Here is a 13,729-nt window from a genome sequence, read left to right on the forward strand (position 1 = left end):
GCGGAGTAGTTATGATTAGCAGACCAGATACGCACAGCAAGTTGTTTGGATACCTGCTCTGGATCTTCGGATTTTTAGGTGCCCACCGTTTTTATTACGGCAAGCCGATCACCGGAACCATCTGGTTCTTCACATTCGGGCTATTTTTTATAGGCTGGATAATCGACCTGTTTCTTATACCTTCCATGGATGAGCAGGCCGACAGCCGGTTCCGCGAAGGTGAGGTCAACTACAACATTGGCTGGCTGCTGCTGACCTTCACCGGCGTTTTCGGGTTACACCGGATGTACATGGGAAAGTGGATCACAGGTATTATCTACCTGCTGACCGGCGGCCTCTTCCTTATCGGTATTCTCTACGATTTCTGGACCTTGAATGACCAGATCTCGGAGCGTAACCGCGACGTAAAATTCAGCTGACGGCACCCTGTTCCAGCTCGACCAATCCATCTTCGAGATAATCCAGCATCCGCTGCAGGCTTGGTAGCGTGCGGCGGCAGCCAATCAAACCAAATTCCACCTGATCGTTGTAGCTGGTGAGGGTCATATTCAGCGCCAGGCGGTCCATAGCGATGGAAACCGGGTACATGCCTTCCAGTTTGGCACCGTTCCAGTAGCTGGCCTCTTTCGGCCCGGGGACGTTGGATATCACCACGTTAAACGTCTGCCACCTAGGGGCCACGCCTGTGAGCAGATGAAACGCTGCTGGCGATAAGGTGAGTGCGGTGTAGTTAACGATTTCTTCAGGAGACATGTTCGCGTAGCGGTCTTTCCCCTCCTGCATACTTTGATGAATTTTTTGCAGGCGCGTGCCAGCGTGGCTCTCGTCCGTATACAGGTTCGCCAGGATTACACCCACCTGATTGCCTTCTGATTGCTTGCTTTCCGGTGTCCCGTCGTCGGGTTTGTCATACTTGCGCAGCGATACCGGAACCATAGCGATCAATGGCTTCTCAGGTAGCGCATCCAGGTTCATGAGGTAGGTACGCAAAGCACTGGCACACATTGCAGTGACGACATCGTTTACGGTGACGCCATAAGCTTGGCACACTGCTTTTATCCGCTTCAGACAGTATGATTGGGCCGCAAAACGTCGGGAGCCGGTAATTTTCTGGTTCAGAATACTGCGTGGCGCATGAAAAATGGAGTCGTAGAAGGGGTCTTTGCGTGCGGTGTTCATGGTGCGCAACAACGCCCGGGCTACGGCCGGCACAGTGCCGAGCTGTTTGCCGGATTCTCCCAGCAAATGACTCAAGTTGCGCCAGAGGGAGGACCCGCCCCCATTCTCATTTCGCCCGGATCGTGCCGACAAATCCCAGATTGGTGGCATATTGCGCTTTGCAGGGTCCGTGGACAGCATTCTCTGAAACATGCGCATCGCAGAAACACCGTCTACCAGGGAGTGGTGTATCTTGATGTAAACTGCGAACTGCCTGTCGCCCATCCCCTCGATGAGATGAAACTCCCACAGTGGCCGTTCACGGTCCATGAGGTGCGAGTGTTCCGCAGAGACAAAGCCAAGCAACTCGCGAATACGACCCGGGGTAGGCAGAGCTTCAAAACGGAAATGGTGCTCCAGATCCAGATGCTTGTCGTGTACCCAAACCGGTTGTGCAAACCGACTGTCGAGACGACGATCAAAGGGCGCCGTCACTTCAGTATCATTGCGAAGTTGCTCGGCAAGTCGGGCAACGTAATCATCCGGTGCATCTTCGGGAAACGAAAAGATCTGCAGTCCGCCCACATGCATGGGCTGCTGGCGCTTCTCCAGCCAGAGGAAAAGCTGGTCGGTGGGGCTCAGAGGCTTCACGGGCGGCATCCTTTTTATTGATGTTTCCCTGATCTTACCTCAGGTTGTCTGTGAGAGGTTGACCTCGAGTGCATGCCGGCCCGTTAAAATCGCTTGATCCAGCCCCGCCCGGTCAAGCAGCCACGGCTTGCCGCTGAACATCGGCTGTTTCCAGGAGAATTCGGTTGCCGTCCAGGAGAACAGAGTAGGTTTTGACCGACACCGAATCATCTTCCAGGCAAGCTCCGGTTTTCAGGTTAAAGTGCTGTTTGTATAACGGCGAGGCTACGACAGCATTTCCTTTCAGGTCCCCCGTGATACCACGGGCCAGAATATTAGCGCCGCTGAATGGATCCGTGTGACTGATGGCAAAGAGAGCCGGTAGTCGGTGCGGCAGATAAAACACCGCCACCGGCCCCTCTTCCGTCCAGACCGCAATGCCGGATTCAGGCACCAGATCGTCAACAGTACAAACCGCATTCCAGGAAGTATGAGTTTTCATCTTCGTTCTCCTTAAGTCTTCGTTTTTTGATATTCGCGCGTTCGGTGAGAGTGCTGGTATGGGGTGCTTTTCCGCCGGGAAAAAGATGTCTGAGCGCAGCGAGTTATTTTTCCCAGAGGAAAAGCACCTCGTGCCGCCGCGCTCTCGCACCCAAACAAACAGGCTACGCAGACTCCAGAACGGGCCGTCTCTGCCCCCGCTCTGAAGTCCACTGCTGCACCGGATCCTTCTGCTCTGGCAGGTTCACAAACTCCCGGAACCGCTTACGCTTCTCGGGATCTTCCACCGCCGTTTTCCACTCACACTGGTAAGTGTCGACAATGCCGGCCATATGTTCCTCCAGCTCGGCACAGATCCCCAGGCTGTCCTCCAGCACCACCTGCTTCAGGTACTCCAGGCCGCCTTCCAGATTCTCCATCCACACACTCGTACGTTGTAGCCGGTCTGCCGTGCGTACATACAACATCACCACCCGGTCAATGGTGCGAATCAGCTCATCATCAGACAAATCGGTGGCAAACAGATCGGCGTGGCGCGGCCGCATGCCACCGTTACCGCAGACATACAGGTTCCAGCCATTCTCGGTAGCTATCACCCCGAAATCCTTGCTCTGAGCCTCGGCACATTCCCGCGTACAACCAGACACCGCCATCTTCACCTTGTGCGGCGCCCGCAAGCCCTTGTAGCGGTCCTCCAAGCGGATCGCCATACCCACACTGTCTTGCACCCCGTATCGGCACCAGGTGTTCCCGACGCAGGATTTCACGGTCCGCAGTGATTTGCCGTACGCGTGGCCGGTTTCAAACCCGGCAGCGATCAGTTTTTCCCAGATCTCCGGTAGCTGGCTCAGGGTGGCACCAAACAGATCCACCCGCTGACCGCCGGTAATTTTGGTATACAAATCGTACTCTTTGGCCACTTCGCCCAGCACAATCAGCTTGTCCGGAGTGATCTCACCACCCGGAATGCGCGGCACGATGGAGTAGGTGCCATTCTTCTGCATGTTGGCCATGAAGGTGTCGTTAGTGTCCTGCAGAGGCACATGGTCAGTGGCCAGGATGTGCTCGTTCCAACAGGAGGCCAGGATGGAGCCGACCGCCGGCTTGCAAATGTCACAGCCCTGGCCCATGCCATGCTGCCTGATAAGACTGCGGAAGGTGCGAATACCATTCACCCTGACCAGGTGGAACAGCTCCTGGCGGCTGTACGGGAAGTGTTCGCAAATGTCTTTGCTGACTTCCACGCCGCGCTTTTCAAGCTCGCAGTCCACCACGTTCTTCAGCAGTGCGGTGCAGCCCCCGCAGCCGGTGCTGGCTTTGGTCTCGGCTTTGACACTGCCGAAATCGGCACAACCCGCATCAATGGCCTTGCAGATGTCCCCTTTGGTTACGTTGTGGCAGGAACAGATCGAGGCGGTTTCCGGCAGGGCATCCGGACCCAGTGCCGGGGCGCCGCCCTGGTTTTCCGGCAGGATCAGGGTTTCCGGATTCTCTGGCAACGGAATGTCGTTCAGAGCGTATTGCAGCAGGGAATCGTAGTGGCTGTTATCGCCCACCAGAATGGCGCCCAGTAGGGTCTTGCCGTTCTCACTGATGACCATGCGACGATAGTGGCCGGCCTGCTCATCATTGAAACGGATACTCCGGGCTCCCGGGGTCTGGGCATGGGCATCGCCGATGGAGCCCACGTCGACACCCAGCAGTTTCAGCTTGGTGCTCATGTCAGCGCCGGTAAAGGCGGCATTGTTGTCGCCGTTCAGAACCGAAGCCAGGGTGCGGGCCATGGTATAGCCGGGGGCAACCAGCCCGAAAATTCTCTGTTCCCAGAGCGCACACTCGCCAATGGCATGGATATGTGGGTCTGAGGTAGTGCACTGGTCATTCACGACAATACCGCCGCGCTCGCCCACCTCCAGGCCGCTGGTTCGCGCAAGGGTATCCTGCGGGCGAATACCCGCAGAAAATACGATCAGGTCGGTTTCCAGATGGCTGTCATCGCTGAAGTTCATGCGCAGCCGAGCGTTCTCGCCTTCAACGATGGCGGTAGTGGCTTTTTCAGTGTGCACCTGAACACCCAGCTCTTCGATCTTGTGGCGCAATAGTGCCCCGCCATCGGCATCAAGCTGTACGGGCATCAGACGGGGGGCAAATTCAACCACATGCGCCTTCAGGCCGAGGCTGGTTAGTGCGTTAGCGGCTTCCAGGCCGAGCAGCCCGCCCCCAACCACTACCCCGGATTTGCCTTCATGTGCACTGGCCCGGATAGCATCGAGGTCTTCCAGGGTCCGGTATACGAAGCAATGTGGGTGCTCCCGGCCCTCAATCGGCGGTACAAACGGAAAGGACCCGGTGGCCAGCACCAGTTCGTCGTAGTTGTATTCGCCTTGGGGAGTGGTAAGGGTGCGCTGCTCACGGTCCAGGGCGGTGACCGGCTCATTCAGCCTCAGCTCAATACCCTGCCCGGTGTACCAGCCTGTGGTGCCCATAGCGAGATCGGCGTGGGTGGAGCCGGAAAAATACTCCGATAAATGTACGCGATCATAGGCCAGCTGTTTTTCCTCCCCGAATACGATTATCTCGTAATCAGCGGCTTTGGAGCTGGCGACGAACTGCTCCAGGAAATGGTGACCTACCATGCCATTGCCAATCACGATCAGGGTTTTCTTGCTCATGGTGGTGTCCTTTTAAACAAAAAAAAGCCGGAGCATCTCGTCCCCTGTGGGAGTCGATGGTCCGGCGCCAATGCCAACAATAGTGTTCTGGAAGCTCGGCCTGGTCCTTGGCCGGGATATGCATCCTTGGGTTATGCAAAGCGATGTTCATGCCAGTTTCAAAGAGCTATTTAAATCAGATGGTTATAGTTTTCCTGGTTGGCGGTGGCGCACAGATGCACGGGTTTTCTGCACTTTGGCGGAGCAGGTTGCACGATTTTGATGCCTTTTGGCTGGCGCAGTAATTGCTCCGGTACCCGGTAACGCAACCGTGTGACTCACCCGGAGTTTTGAAATGGACACCCGTAAACGCCAACGCAAATCTGCGCAGCCCTCGGCTGAGGAGTATCTGATTGCCTCCAGACGGTGCGAGCTTATGCACCTCCAATATTTTTTGCAGATGGGCAAGCTGATGCAGAGCATCGGTAACCTGGTGCACGGCCTGCAGCGGGAGCGAGGCGCATCTAACATCTTTCTGGGGTCGGATGGTGAAAAATTCGGCGAGGAACGAAAGGCCATGGTCGCGGAATCCGGTTGTTTGTACACCGTTTTCGAAAGGGCTCTGGATGAGATCCATGAAGAGCTGACGGCTCATCCCGTGAGCAGCCCCTTACTGGCCCATATTGCCAGTGCTCTTCACGGACTGGGGAGCCTGCCGGCGCTGCGCCTGGGGGTAAAGGACCGCACGTTGTCGGTGTCGGAGGCAACCGAATCCTACAGCATGCTTATTCATCGTCTGATTGCGGTGGTCTTCGAAGCGGCGGATACAGCGGTAGACCCTTCACTTGCGCGTTTGCTGGTGGCCATGGTGCATCTGATGAACGGCAAAGAGTTCTGTGGTCAGGAGCGTGCAACAGGCTCGGCTGGCTTCGCGAAGGGTAGCTTTGATGGTGCACTGGCTCGGCGCATAACGCACCTTGTTGAAGCACAGGAACGGTGTTTTGAGGTGTTTCTCGGGTTTGCAGATGAGCAAAGCTGCGGGCTGTTACAGGATCTTCTGGCTCACGAGCGGGAGAAGGAAATTGAGCGCCTGCGGAAGCTCGGATGCTCTATCGGTCGCTACAAGCCATTGGACCCGGAGCTTTCCGATCAGTGGTTTGCGTTAATGAGCGAGCGTATGGACGAATTCAAGAAAGTAGAAGAGTCCGTGGAGGGCAGCTTTCATGGTCGCTGCGTAGAGCGATTCTCCGAGGCGCGACGTTCCTTGGCACACCATGAGACACTCATCGCATCACTCGATGAGCCTGAGCCTTCGGCTCAGCCCCTGTTGGTTCTATGTGAGCCGGATGACAGTGGGGAGGCCCTGGCAGGTGAAGTCTGGAGCAGTGAGGGAATGGGCCAGCAATCAGGACGGTCGATTTTTCACCTGGTTCAGGAACAATCACTCCGGCTTCAAAAAATGAGCGAGGATTTGCGGAGTGCGAAGGAAGCGCTGGAGGAGCGGAAAATCCAGGAAAAAGCGGTCTCATTGCTGATGGGTCACCGAAAGATCAGTAACGACGAAGCCCACAGGGTTCTGCGAAAGCTGGCCATGGATCAGGGTAAGAAGCTGCCCGAGGTTGCGCGGGCGCTGGTCTCTATGGCCGATGTGTTGGAGTAGACCGCCTGCGCAGCATTGATAAGGGCACTCGGTAGCGTTGCCCCCGGAAGCTTCCTGTCCCGTCGACAGTGCAGGTTTTCCGATTGACCCGGACAATCTCTCCCTGAAACTCTCGAGCACCGGAGCTGAAGGCCACGGCATCTTCTACTTGCCAGGGCGACGGCTGGAGTGCCGGTTCAGGGAGCTCGAAAGTTTCACTGGATAGAGGGATCTGGTGTTCATTCGCCTGCTTCGCCAGTGTCGCCCGCGTCGTTTCTGCACCACCACTCTCATGCAGTTCATCGAGAATGGTGTAGAAATGCCGGTTGTGAACCGAGCCACGATATCTCTTGCCGGCGCTGTGCTGTAACAGGTGTGCAAACTCGTGACAGCAGGTGTGTGCCAGCAGGTTAAGTGTACTCAGCTCGCCGCCGAAATAGCCTCGCCTCTGGATTTCCCGTGCAGAAAGCCAGCCACTGGCCGTATCCGGCTGATGCTTGGCCTGAATCATACGGAGGCCGTAGGTAATCTGGTGCTGTTTTCGCTGCGGCTCAAAGCGATGATAAGTTGCTTGCCCAGAGCCCACCCGGCACACAAGAGAGCTGCCAGATACCCGTTGCTGAACCCAGCCTGCAGCAGGTTGCCAGAGAATCTGTTCGGTAACAATGCACATCAGTTCGCCGAGTTTGCGGGCTTGAGGTTTCGGGTCAGTCATATCAATTGAAGGGCTACACGCCTCATGGTCTGGTTAATAGCTTTCAACAAGAATAACGTTCGAAGAGGGTGTTTGCTATGGCCCAGCCGGTGCTCGGACTGATCTTTAGTCTTGCTTGAACCTGCAACACTAATAAGACAAACTGTCACCAGATATAAATAAGTGGTGACGGTTTGTCTGAGTCTGATTCCACCCGTTCATTCCGGGTGCAACTCCAATCTCTGTTCCGCCTGCACGGCGGTCAGCTCCGCCTGAGCGAGGCGCTGGCCAAGGGCATCAATCGATACCAGTTCTATCAGCTGCGGGATGAAGGGCTGATTGAGCCGGTCAGCCGGGGCCTATACCGGCTGGCGGACCTGCCTCCTATTGAAAACCCGGATCTGGTCGCCGCCATTACTCGTTTCCCCCATGCAGTGCTCTGTCTTATTTCCGCGCTGGCCTGGCATGGTATCACCACGCAGATTCCCCATCAGGTCCATCTCGCGGTTGAGCGGGATGCTCGTCTGCCGGTTCTGGATTATCCCCCGGTGGCGGGTTACCGGTTCTCCGGGCGGTCCTTCAGTGAAGGCATAGCGCAGGTGACGGTGGACGGCATCACACTGCAAGTTTACAACCCGGAGAAAACACTGGCGGACTGCTTCAAGTTCCGCAATCGCATCGGTATGGATGTGGTGCTGGAAGCACTGGAGCTCTACCGCACCCGCAAAACCTTCCTGCCGGGCAAGCTGATGGAATACGCCAGAATCTGCCGGGTCGCTAATGTGATGGCACCCTACGTGGAAGCGAAGCTGTGAGTGGAGCCAGGCTTTTAAAGGAATAAACAAGCGTGAAAGGAGATCACGATGGCGAAAAACATCGCCGCGTCTGTTCGTCAGAAGTTGTTGAATAAATCCCGGGAAGAGAAACGCCCCTTTCAGGAGCTGCTACAGTACTACGCGATGGAGCGGTTTCTATACCGGCTGAGCCAGTCGCCCCATAGCGGTTGTTTTACTCTCAAGGGCGCGCTGATGCTTTGGGCTATCCAGGGGCCGAGCAGCCGACCGACCCGGGATATTGATATGCTGGGTCAGACCAGCAATGAGCCTGAGGCGATTCTGGCGCAAGTTCGTGATGTTATTGCTGCGGAAGTCGTCGATGACGGTCTGCGCTTTGATCCGGACACTTTGCAAGTGGATAGCATTACCGAAGATGCCGATTATCAGGGGCTGAGAGTGGCCTTCACCGGTTTTCTTGATAATGCCAGAATCCCGATGCAACTGGACATCGGATTTGGCGACCCGGTTTTTCCCTTTCCTTCTTGGCTGGAGTTCCCGGCCCTGCTGGATTTTCCCACAGCCAGAATTCAGTGTTATACACCGGAGTCTTCCATCGCTGAGAAGTTTCAGGCCATGGTGAATCTTGGTGAACTGAACAGTCGGATGAAAGACTTTTATGATATCTGGCTGCTTTCGCGCCAGCATGAGTTCAGATTGGAAAATCTGATGGGTACGGTTGAACGCACGTTCCATAAACGCGGAACGGGAATCCCTGAAACCAGTCCCTTTTCTGCCGCTTTTGTGGAAAGCAAGCAACCGCAATGGCAAGCTTTCTGCAAACGCCTTGGCCAGCCCCATGTACCAGACGCGTTCATGGAGGTTGTAACGGTGGTGACTGAGTTTCTTGCGCCAGTGATGGCGGGCAAGGCTGCAGGCACCTCTGAGGAAGTCTGGCACCCACCCGGTCCATGGAGCAGGTAGTAGACCGATGGCTAGTTTTATTTCGGAAGATAACATCGAGCAGGCGCTGTTGCAGGGCCTTCAGCCTAAAATACAATTCCGAAAGCTCCTCAAGAAAGACAAACTCACCAAGTCGGAAGAGCAGAAGGTCAAGTTGGCAGCCAAGGATCTGATTATCAGGTTACTGGAAGGGCACCACAAAGTACGGGTTCAGGACTGGTGGAGAGATGGCCAGACCCAGCGGGCTGTTAAGGCCGCCATTGAAGAGGTTTTGGATAAGGATCTTCCGGAAAGCTATGACCGTGTGGCGTTCAAGGAGAAGTGTGACAACGTTTTCGAGCTGGTCGTGGAGTTTGCGGCTAGTGGTCGGAAGTGGGTGGCCTAGCACTGGGCAAATTGCCTAATCCAGCGCCGACATAAAAAGCTTACTAAACCGGGACAGTAGGAAACCGTCAAATACCGGGCTTTGATCGGTGGAAAAAAGAAGGGCCGTAGCCCCTCTTTTTCACATCAAAGCGCAAATTACGCCTCGATCGGCGAACGCCAGTCGTCTGAACCGGAAGTGCCGGCAACAGCGTGCTCCCAGGTTACTTTCCGGTAGGACAGGGAAACGGTAACCAGCTGTGTAAAATCAGCGCTGGCGGCGTCCTGGCAGTGTGGCATGTTGCAGTTGACGTCGATGATGGTGGCGTCTTCCAGAATGGTAGAGAAGAAGTGTTCCTGCTTGCCTTCAACGGACGTGCGGTACCACTTCAGTTCAACCTTTGGCAGCATTTCGCCGGAAGCCAGAGCGTTGTACATCAGCGGGGTGGACTTGTTCAGCGCGGATGTGAACTTGAATGGCTTGTGCACACGTTGGCCGGAAGGCTGGCCGGACTGTGGGTCGGTGGGTACGGTAACAACGTGGCTGAATTCCTGAACCAGGACTTCGTCTTCGTGACCTTCTACGTAGATGTTCCCGACGGAATCGGATGTGAATGCACCTGCGGTGATGTTGCCTTGGGTTTTACCTTCGATGGCGATATAACAAGGGGTTGGCATTGTCTGCTCCATGACGTTTAAGTAAGTGTTCGTCCCCGGGGTGTTCCCTGGACGCGCAGACTTCTACAAGGCGCGTGCCAATCTGTTAAAATCCATTAAAAACAGCAAGATGACGCTTCTCTTTGGTCATGGTCGAGAGCACCAAGCAAACCCTTGCCTGGAAGCTTGGGCGAGCTTTTGCTGGCGGGGCAATAAATGGCCCGGATTATGGTCGATAGGCAAACGATAAGATCAGAGCGAACAGCAACAGCGCTGACAATCCCTGCCAGAAGCCTACCGGGTGGCGCTCAATCAGGGGTTTGCGGTGTTGTTGGTGCCAGTGACGACTCGGTTGACGCAGATCGAACAGGAATTCAGAGAGTGCCTGGTAGCGTTTGTGGGGTTCCGGGTTAACAGCGCGGGCGATAGCACTGTCAACCCACCCCGGCAGGTCGTTCCGGTGCAGGCGAGCGGAGTGGTAGCTGAGGCGCCGCAATTGGTTAGGGTTACGGATGCCGGGCACTCGGGTGCCGTAAGGTAGCTGGCCGGTCAGCAACTGATAGGTAATCACACCAAGAGAAAACTGGTCGGCCTGCCAGCTTGCGGGCTCCCCCAAAAAGGTTTCCGGTGCACTGTAGAGCGCAGCGCCCCTGGGCCAATAGGGTTCGTCATGCTCTTTCAGTTCCTGCAGGCCGGCAATCCGGGTGGCGCCGAAGTCAATAAGGACCACGGTGCCCTCGTTGTCGATCAGAATATTTTCCGGCTTCAGGTCCTGATGCACCATTTCCAGCCGGTGAAAGGCGCGCAATCCCCGCGCTATCTGTTCTACCAGCCGGCGTACGGTTTCCAGGTCCGGGTCTGGATTGTCCTGTAACCACTGTTTGAGACTGATGCCCTGAACGTATTCCGTGGCCAGATACAGACAACTGTGTTGCCGCTCCGGAGCAAAAGCCCGCACGACATGGGGGCTATTGATGCGCTGAGCCACCCATTGCTCGGTGGTGAAATGTTCCAGCGCTGCTGGGTCCTGCTGCATTTCCATGGCAGGTATTTTCAAAGCAATCTGCCGGCTGCTGGCCTCGTCAACGGCCAGATAGACGTGGCTTCGACTGCTGGCGTGAATCGGTCGTTGAATCCGGTAACCGTCCACCACATGCCCCGAGTGAAGCTCAGGAGTAAAGGGGAGCTGGTGCGCATTCCGGGTTATCTCGTCATTGCTTTTGCTGGCGGGGATCGAGTCGACCCGCACGATTTGCACACTCAGGTTATCGTCGCTGCCGTTGCCCAGGGCAGCTGCAACGATCTGTTTGGCTGCATTCTCCAGGTCATTACAGGATTCGCGGATGATTCCAGCCATGTCACCTTCGCAGAGATGCTCGTAAACCCCATCGGTTGCCAACACAAAGGTATCTCCGGGCCACACTGGAGTCGCCAGGTAATCAATGTCCAGCTGCTGCCCCAGCCCCATGGCTCGGTTCAGGCAACTGTCGTCTCGCGATAGCCAGACCCGGTGGTCGCTCGTCAGTTGATCCAGAGAGTCACCCTGAACTCGATAAACACGTGCGTCGCCCACATGAAAGAGATGGGCGGTGGCGGATTTCAGAACCAGCACGCTGAGGGTGCATACATATCCGCGGTCCTGATCATAACGGTACCGGCTTTGGCGGGTCTGGGCATGCAGCCAGGCATTGCTGGCCCGCAGGACGCGCTGGGCTGACTGCTTGACCGTCCAACTGTCTGGCGTCGAGTAATAGTCGCTCAAAAAACCTGCCACCGCTGATTCACTGGCGATCTGGCTGACATTGCTGGAGCTGATGCCATCGGCGATGGCCACAGCGATTCCCTTGGACCGGAGCTGATGGTTCTCTGGTAGCACCAGGCCATGAAAATCCTGGTTAAGCGGCTTCAGACCTTTGTCCGAATGCTGGCCTGTGGTCACGGAAAGTTGGGTAGTCATGGCTTGCTCTGTCTCAAACTACGGTGCAAAGCCCGGAGGGTGCGGCCCCCGGGCTTTGCCCCTACTGCAGTTGTTTAGTTTGAACGGGCCAGCTCACCGCTGAAGTTGCCCGGAACAGTGCGCTTGGGTGCTGTACGAATGTGCGTGGTGTACAGGGTTAGGCCGGTAAAGGACAGGCCGCCTACCAGGTTGCCCAGCACAGTCGGGATTTCGTTCCAGATGAAGTAGTCCATGATAGAGAACTCGCCACCCATCATCAGGGCAAAGGGGAACAGGAACATGTTGACGATGGAATGCTCAAAGCCCATGTAGAAGAACAGCATGATCGGCATCCACATGGCCAGCACTTTGCCGGGGACAGTGGTTGAAATCATGGCGCCAACCACGCCCATGGAGACCATCCAGTTGCACAACATGCCGCGCAGGAAAATTGTCATCCAGCCGGCAATTCCGTATTCGGCATAACCCAGGGTCCGAGCCTTGCCGACGCTGGCAATCTTGTCGCCCACGGCGCCGGGGTCAGTGTTGAACCCGTAAGTGAAGACAAAGGCCATGATTACCGCCACCGTCAAGGCGCCACCAAAGTTACCCAGGAATACCCAGCCCCAGTTGCGCAGAATACCTTTGGTATCAACCCCCGGGCGCTTATCCAGCAACGCCAGTGGTGTCAGCATGAATACCCCGGTGAGTAGATCAAAGCCCATCAGGTAGAGCATGCAGAAACCGACCGGGAACAGCATGGCTCCCGCCAGTGGGCTGCCGGTCTGAACGGCTACGGTAATGGCAAATACTGCTGCCAACGCCAGAATGGCGCCAGCCATGAACGCCCGGATCAGCACGTCCCTGGTGGCCATGTAGATTTTTGATTCACCGGCGTCCACCATTTTGGTGACGAACTCTGAAGGCATGATGTAAGACATAAGGTAATCCCCTGTGCTTTTCTGGCCGTCTTTTCGACAGGCGAAAAAAAACGGCGCCGCTCACAGGCTGCCGTTAGCTGGCAGGTGTGAGCAGACGCCGTCGTCTGAAACAAACTTTTGTGTGGGCAGATAATTACGATCTGCTGAATGACTAACAGCAGGTGTCGTGCCAGTATCGAAAACTTTTAATAAAAGGCTTTTTATTCAATAGGTAATGCGAAAGCGGGTGGCCGTATTGATTAAAGCCAAGTCCGGCAGATCGCACAACGCAGGTGCGATTCGCGCAGCATTGGTGCGGAATTCAGCGCAAGCGGAACCTTACGGGCAGTGCGTAGCTGAAGGTTCGACCGGACATGTCATCCGGCACAGGGGGCAGTGGAGCCGCTTGTTCGAGCATGGCAAGGGCGGCTTCGTCCAACAGGGCATGGCCGGATTTTGTGCGCAGGCTGTGGTCAACGAGTGAGCCGTCCCTACGGAACTCGAAGGTTATAACTGGTGCGCCTTCCTGCCCTAGCCTGCGGGCTCGGCGGGGGTATTCGTAAAAGCGAGACAGGTGCCTGCTGAGTTTCGTCAGGTAATCATCGACGGCATCCGGGTTGCCTGCAGTCTGCAAGGGCACCGATGATTGTGACTGGGTTTCGCCATTCTCGGGCGCCGGCTCGGCGGATTCGCTGGTTGTTGCCTCTCCCGGGGGGCTGTCAGTCGGCATTTCAGGGGTTGCGGAGGTTTCAGGCTCCGCTACCATTTCTGGCTCTGGCTCTGGCTCTGGCTCTGGCTCTGGCTCTGGCTCTGGCTCTGGCTCTGGCTCTGGCTCTGGCTCTGG

13 protein-coding genes are annotated in these 13,729 nt (G+C 56.1%); 5 read left to right on the forward strand and 8 right to left on the reverse strand.

Annotation, left to right across the window (positions count from 1 at the left end; all coding sequences use genetic code 11):
* Positions 1 to 11: 11 nt before the first annotated feature.
* The gene (locus tag Q4501_RS07300; RefSeq protein WP_303595430.1) at positions 12 to 419 is read left to right on the forward strand and encodes a TM2 domain-containing protein; all 408 of its coding nucleotides are present in this window, start codon (positions 12 to 14) and stop codon (positions 417 to 419) included.
* Here the strand turns inward: Q4501_RS07300 and Q4501_RS07305 are convergent.
* The 3 genes from Q4501_RS07305 to nirB all read right to left on the reverse strand — a co-directional run bounded on the left by Q4501_RS07305 (position 412) and on the right by nirB (position 4,961).
* Entirely contained in the window at positions 412 to 1,809 is a 1,398-nt protein-coding gene (locus Q4501_RS07305; RefSeq protein WP_303595433.1) for a wax ester/triacylglycerol synthase family O-acyltransferase, read from the reverse strand. The genes Q4501_RS07300 and Q4501_RS07305 overlap by 8 nt on opposite strands.
* 112 nt (positions 1,810 to 1,921) lie before the next feature.
* The gene (gene nirD / locus Q4501_RS07310) at positions 1,922 to 2,290 is read right to left on the reverse strand and encodes a nitrite reductase small subunit NirD (RefSeq protein WP_303595435.1); all 369 of its coding nucleotides are present in this window, start codon (positions 2,288 to 2,290) and stop codon (positions 1,922 to 1,924) included.
* A 163-nt stretch (positions 2,291 to 2,453) separates the two neighbouring features.
* A complete protein-coding gene (gene nirB, locus Q4501_RS07315) occupies positions 2,454 to 4,961 on the reverse strand; it encodes a nitrite reductase large subunit NirB (protein ID WP_303595437.1) in 2,508 nt (835 codons plus the stop codon).
* A 334-nt stretch (positions 4,962 to 5,295) separates the two neighbouring features.
* Between nirB and Q4501_RS07320 the strand changes: the two genes are divergently transcribed.
* Positions 5,296 to 6,600 (forward strand): nitrate regulatory protein, encoded by a 1,305-nt coding sequence (locus Q4501_RS07320; protein WP_303595438.1) that lies wholly within the window; start codon positions 5,296 to 5,298, stop codon positions 6,598 to 6,600.
* Here the strand turns inward: Q4501_RS07320 and Q4501_RS07325 are convergent.
* Positions 6,578 to 7,294: a hypothetical protein gene (locus Q4501_RS07325; RefSeq protein WP_303595440.1), complete on the reverse strand. Its 717-nt coding sequence runs from the start codon at positions 7,292 to 7,294 to the stop codon at positions 6,578 to 6,580. The genes Q4501_RS07320 and Q4501_RS07325 overlap by 23 nt on opposite strands.
* A gap of 173 nt (positions 7,295 to 7,467) precedes the next feature.
* On the opposite strand from Q4501_RS07325, the gene Q4501_RS07330 reads away from it, so the two are divergent.
* The 3 genes from Q4501_RS07330 to Q4501_RS07340 are packed head-to-tail and all read left to right on the forward strand — an operon-like array spanning position 7,468 to position 9,394.
* The gene (locus tag Q4501_RS07330; protein ID WP_303595441.1) at positions 7,468 to 8,088 is read left to right on the forward strand and encodes a type IV toxin-antitoxin system AbiEi family antitoxin domain-containing protein; all 621 of its coding nucleotides are present in this window, start codon (positions 7,468 to 7,470) and stop codon (positions 8,086 to 8,088) included.
* Positions 8,089 to 8,136: 48 nt separating this feature from the next.
* Positions 8,137 to 9,030, forward strand: coding sequence for a nucleotidyl transferase AbiEii/AbiGii toxin family protein (locus tag Q4501_RS07335; protein ID WP_303595443.1), 894 nt, complete (start codon positions 8,137 to 8,139; stop codon positions 9,028 to 9,030).
* Between the two features lie 7 nt (positions 9,031 to 9,037).
* A complete protein-coding gene (locus tag Q4501_RS07340; RefSeq protein ID WP_303595445.1) occupies positions 9,038 to 9,394 on the forward strand; it encodes a hypothetical protein in 357 nt (118 codons plus the stop codon).
* A 137-nt stretch (positions 9,395 to 9,531) separates the two neighbouring features.
* On the opposite strand, the gene Q4501_RS07345 is transcribed toward Q4501_RS07340, so the two are convergent.
* The 4 genes from Q4501_RS07345 to Q4501_RS07360 form a co-directional block, all read right to left on the reverse strand.
* Positions 9,532 to 10,050, reverse strand: a complete 519-nt coding sequence (locus Q4501_RS07345; protein ID WP_303595447.1) for an Hcp family type VI secretion system effector — start codon at positions 10,048 to 10,050, stop codon at positions 9,532 to 9,534.
* A 205-nt stretch (positions 10,051 to 10,255) separates the two neighbouring features.
* Positions 10,256 to 11,986, reverse strand: a complete 1,731-nt coding sequence (locus Q4501_RS07350; RefSeq protein ID WP_303595448.1) for a bifunctional protein-serine/threonine kinase/phosphatase — start codon at positions 11,984 to 11,986, stop codon at positions 10,256 to 10,258.
* Positions 11,987 to 12,060: 74 nt separating this feature from the next.
* On the reverse strand, positions 12,061 to 12,906 hold the full coding sequence (locus tag Q4501_RS07355; RefSeq protein ID WP_303595450.1) for a formate/nitrite transporter family protein: 846 nt from the start codon (positions 12,904 to 12,906) through the stop codon (positions 12,061 to 12,063).
* 301 nt (positions 12,907 to 13,207) lie between these two features.
* Positions 13,208 to 13,729 (reverse strand): energy transducer TonB (locus tag Q4501_RS07360; RefSeq protein WP_303595452.1); only part of this gene is annotated, 522 nt, incomplete at its 5' end.

This window comes from Marinobacter sp. 2_MG-2023, assembly GCF_030546935.1.
Taxonomy (GTDB): Bacteria; Pseudomonadota; Gammaproteobacteria; order Pseudomonadales; family Oleiphilaceae; genus Marinobacter.

Excerpts from the sequence above, each read along its gene's own strand:
- Q4501_RS07325 (WP_303595440.1), bottom strand. The coding sequence starts at position 7,294 with ATGACTGACCCGAAACCTCAAGCCCGCAAACTCGGCGAACTGATGTGC.
- Q4501_RS07345 (WP_303595447.1), bottom strand. The coding sequence starts at position 10,050 with ATGCCAACCCCTTGTTATATCGCCATCGAAGGTAAAACCCAAGGCAAC.
- Q4501_RS07355 (WP_303595450.1), bottom strand. The coding sequence starts at position 12,906 with ATGTCTTACATCATGCCTTCAGAGTTCGTCACCAAAATGGTGGACGCC.
- Q4501_RS07320 (WP_303595438.1), top strand. The coding sequence starts at position 5,296 with ATGGACACCCGTAAACGCCAACGCAAATCTGCGCAGCCCTCGGCTGAG.
- Q4501_RS07335 (WP_303595443.1), top strand. The coding sequence starts at position 8,137 with ATGGCGAAAAACATCGCCGCGTCTGTTCGTCAGAAGTTGTTGAATAAA.
- nirB (WP_303595437.1), bottom strand. The coding sequence starts at position 4,961 with ATGAGCAAGAAAACCCTGATCGTGATTGGCAATGGCATGGTAGGTCAC.
- Q4501_RS07340 (WP_303595445.1), top strand. The coding sequence starts at position 9,038 with ATGGCTAGTTTTATTTCGGAAGATAACATCGAGCAGGCGCTGTTGCAG.
- nirD (WP_303595435.1), bottom strand. The coding sequence starts at position 2,290 with ATGAAAACTCATACTTCCTGGAATGCGGTTTGTACTGTTGACGATCTG.
- Q4501_RS07300 (WP_303595430.1), top strand. The coding sequence starts at position 12 with ATGATTAGCAGACCAGATACGCACAGCAAGTTGTTTGGATACCTGCTC.
- Q4501_RS07350 (WP_303595448.1), bottom strand. The coding sequence starts at position 11,986 with ATGACTACCCAACTTTCCGTGACCACAGGCCAGCATTCGGACAAAGGT.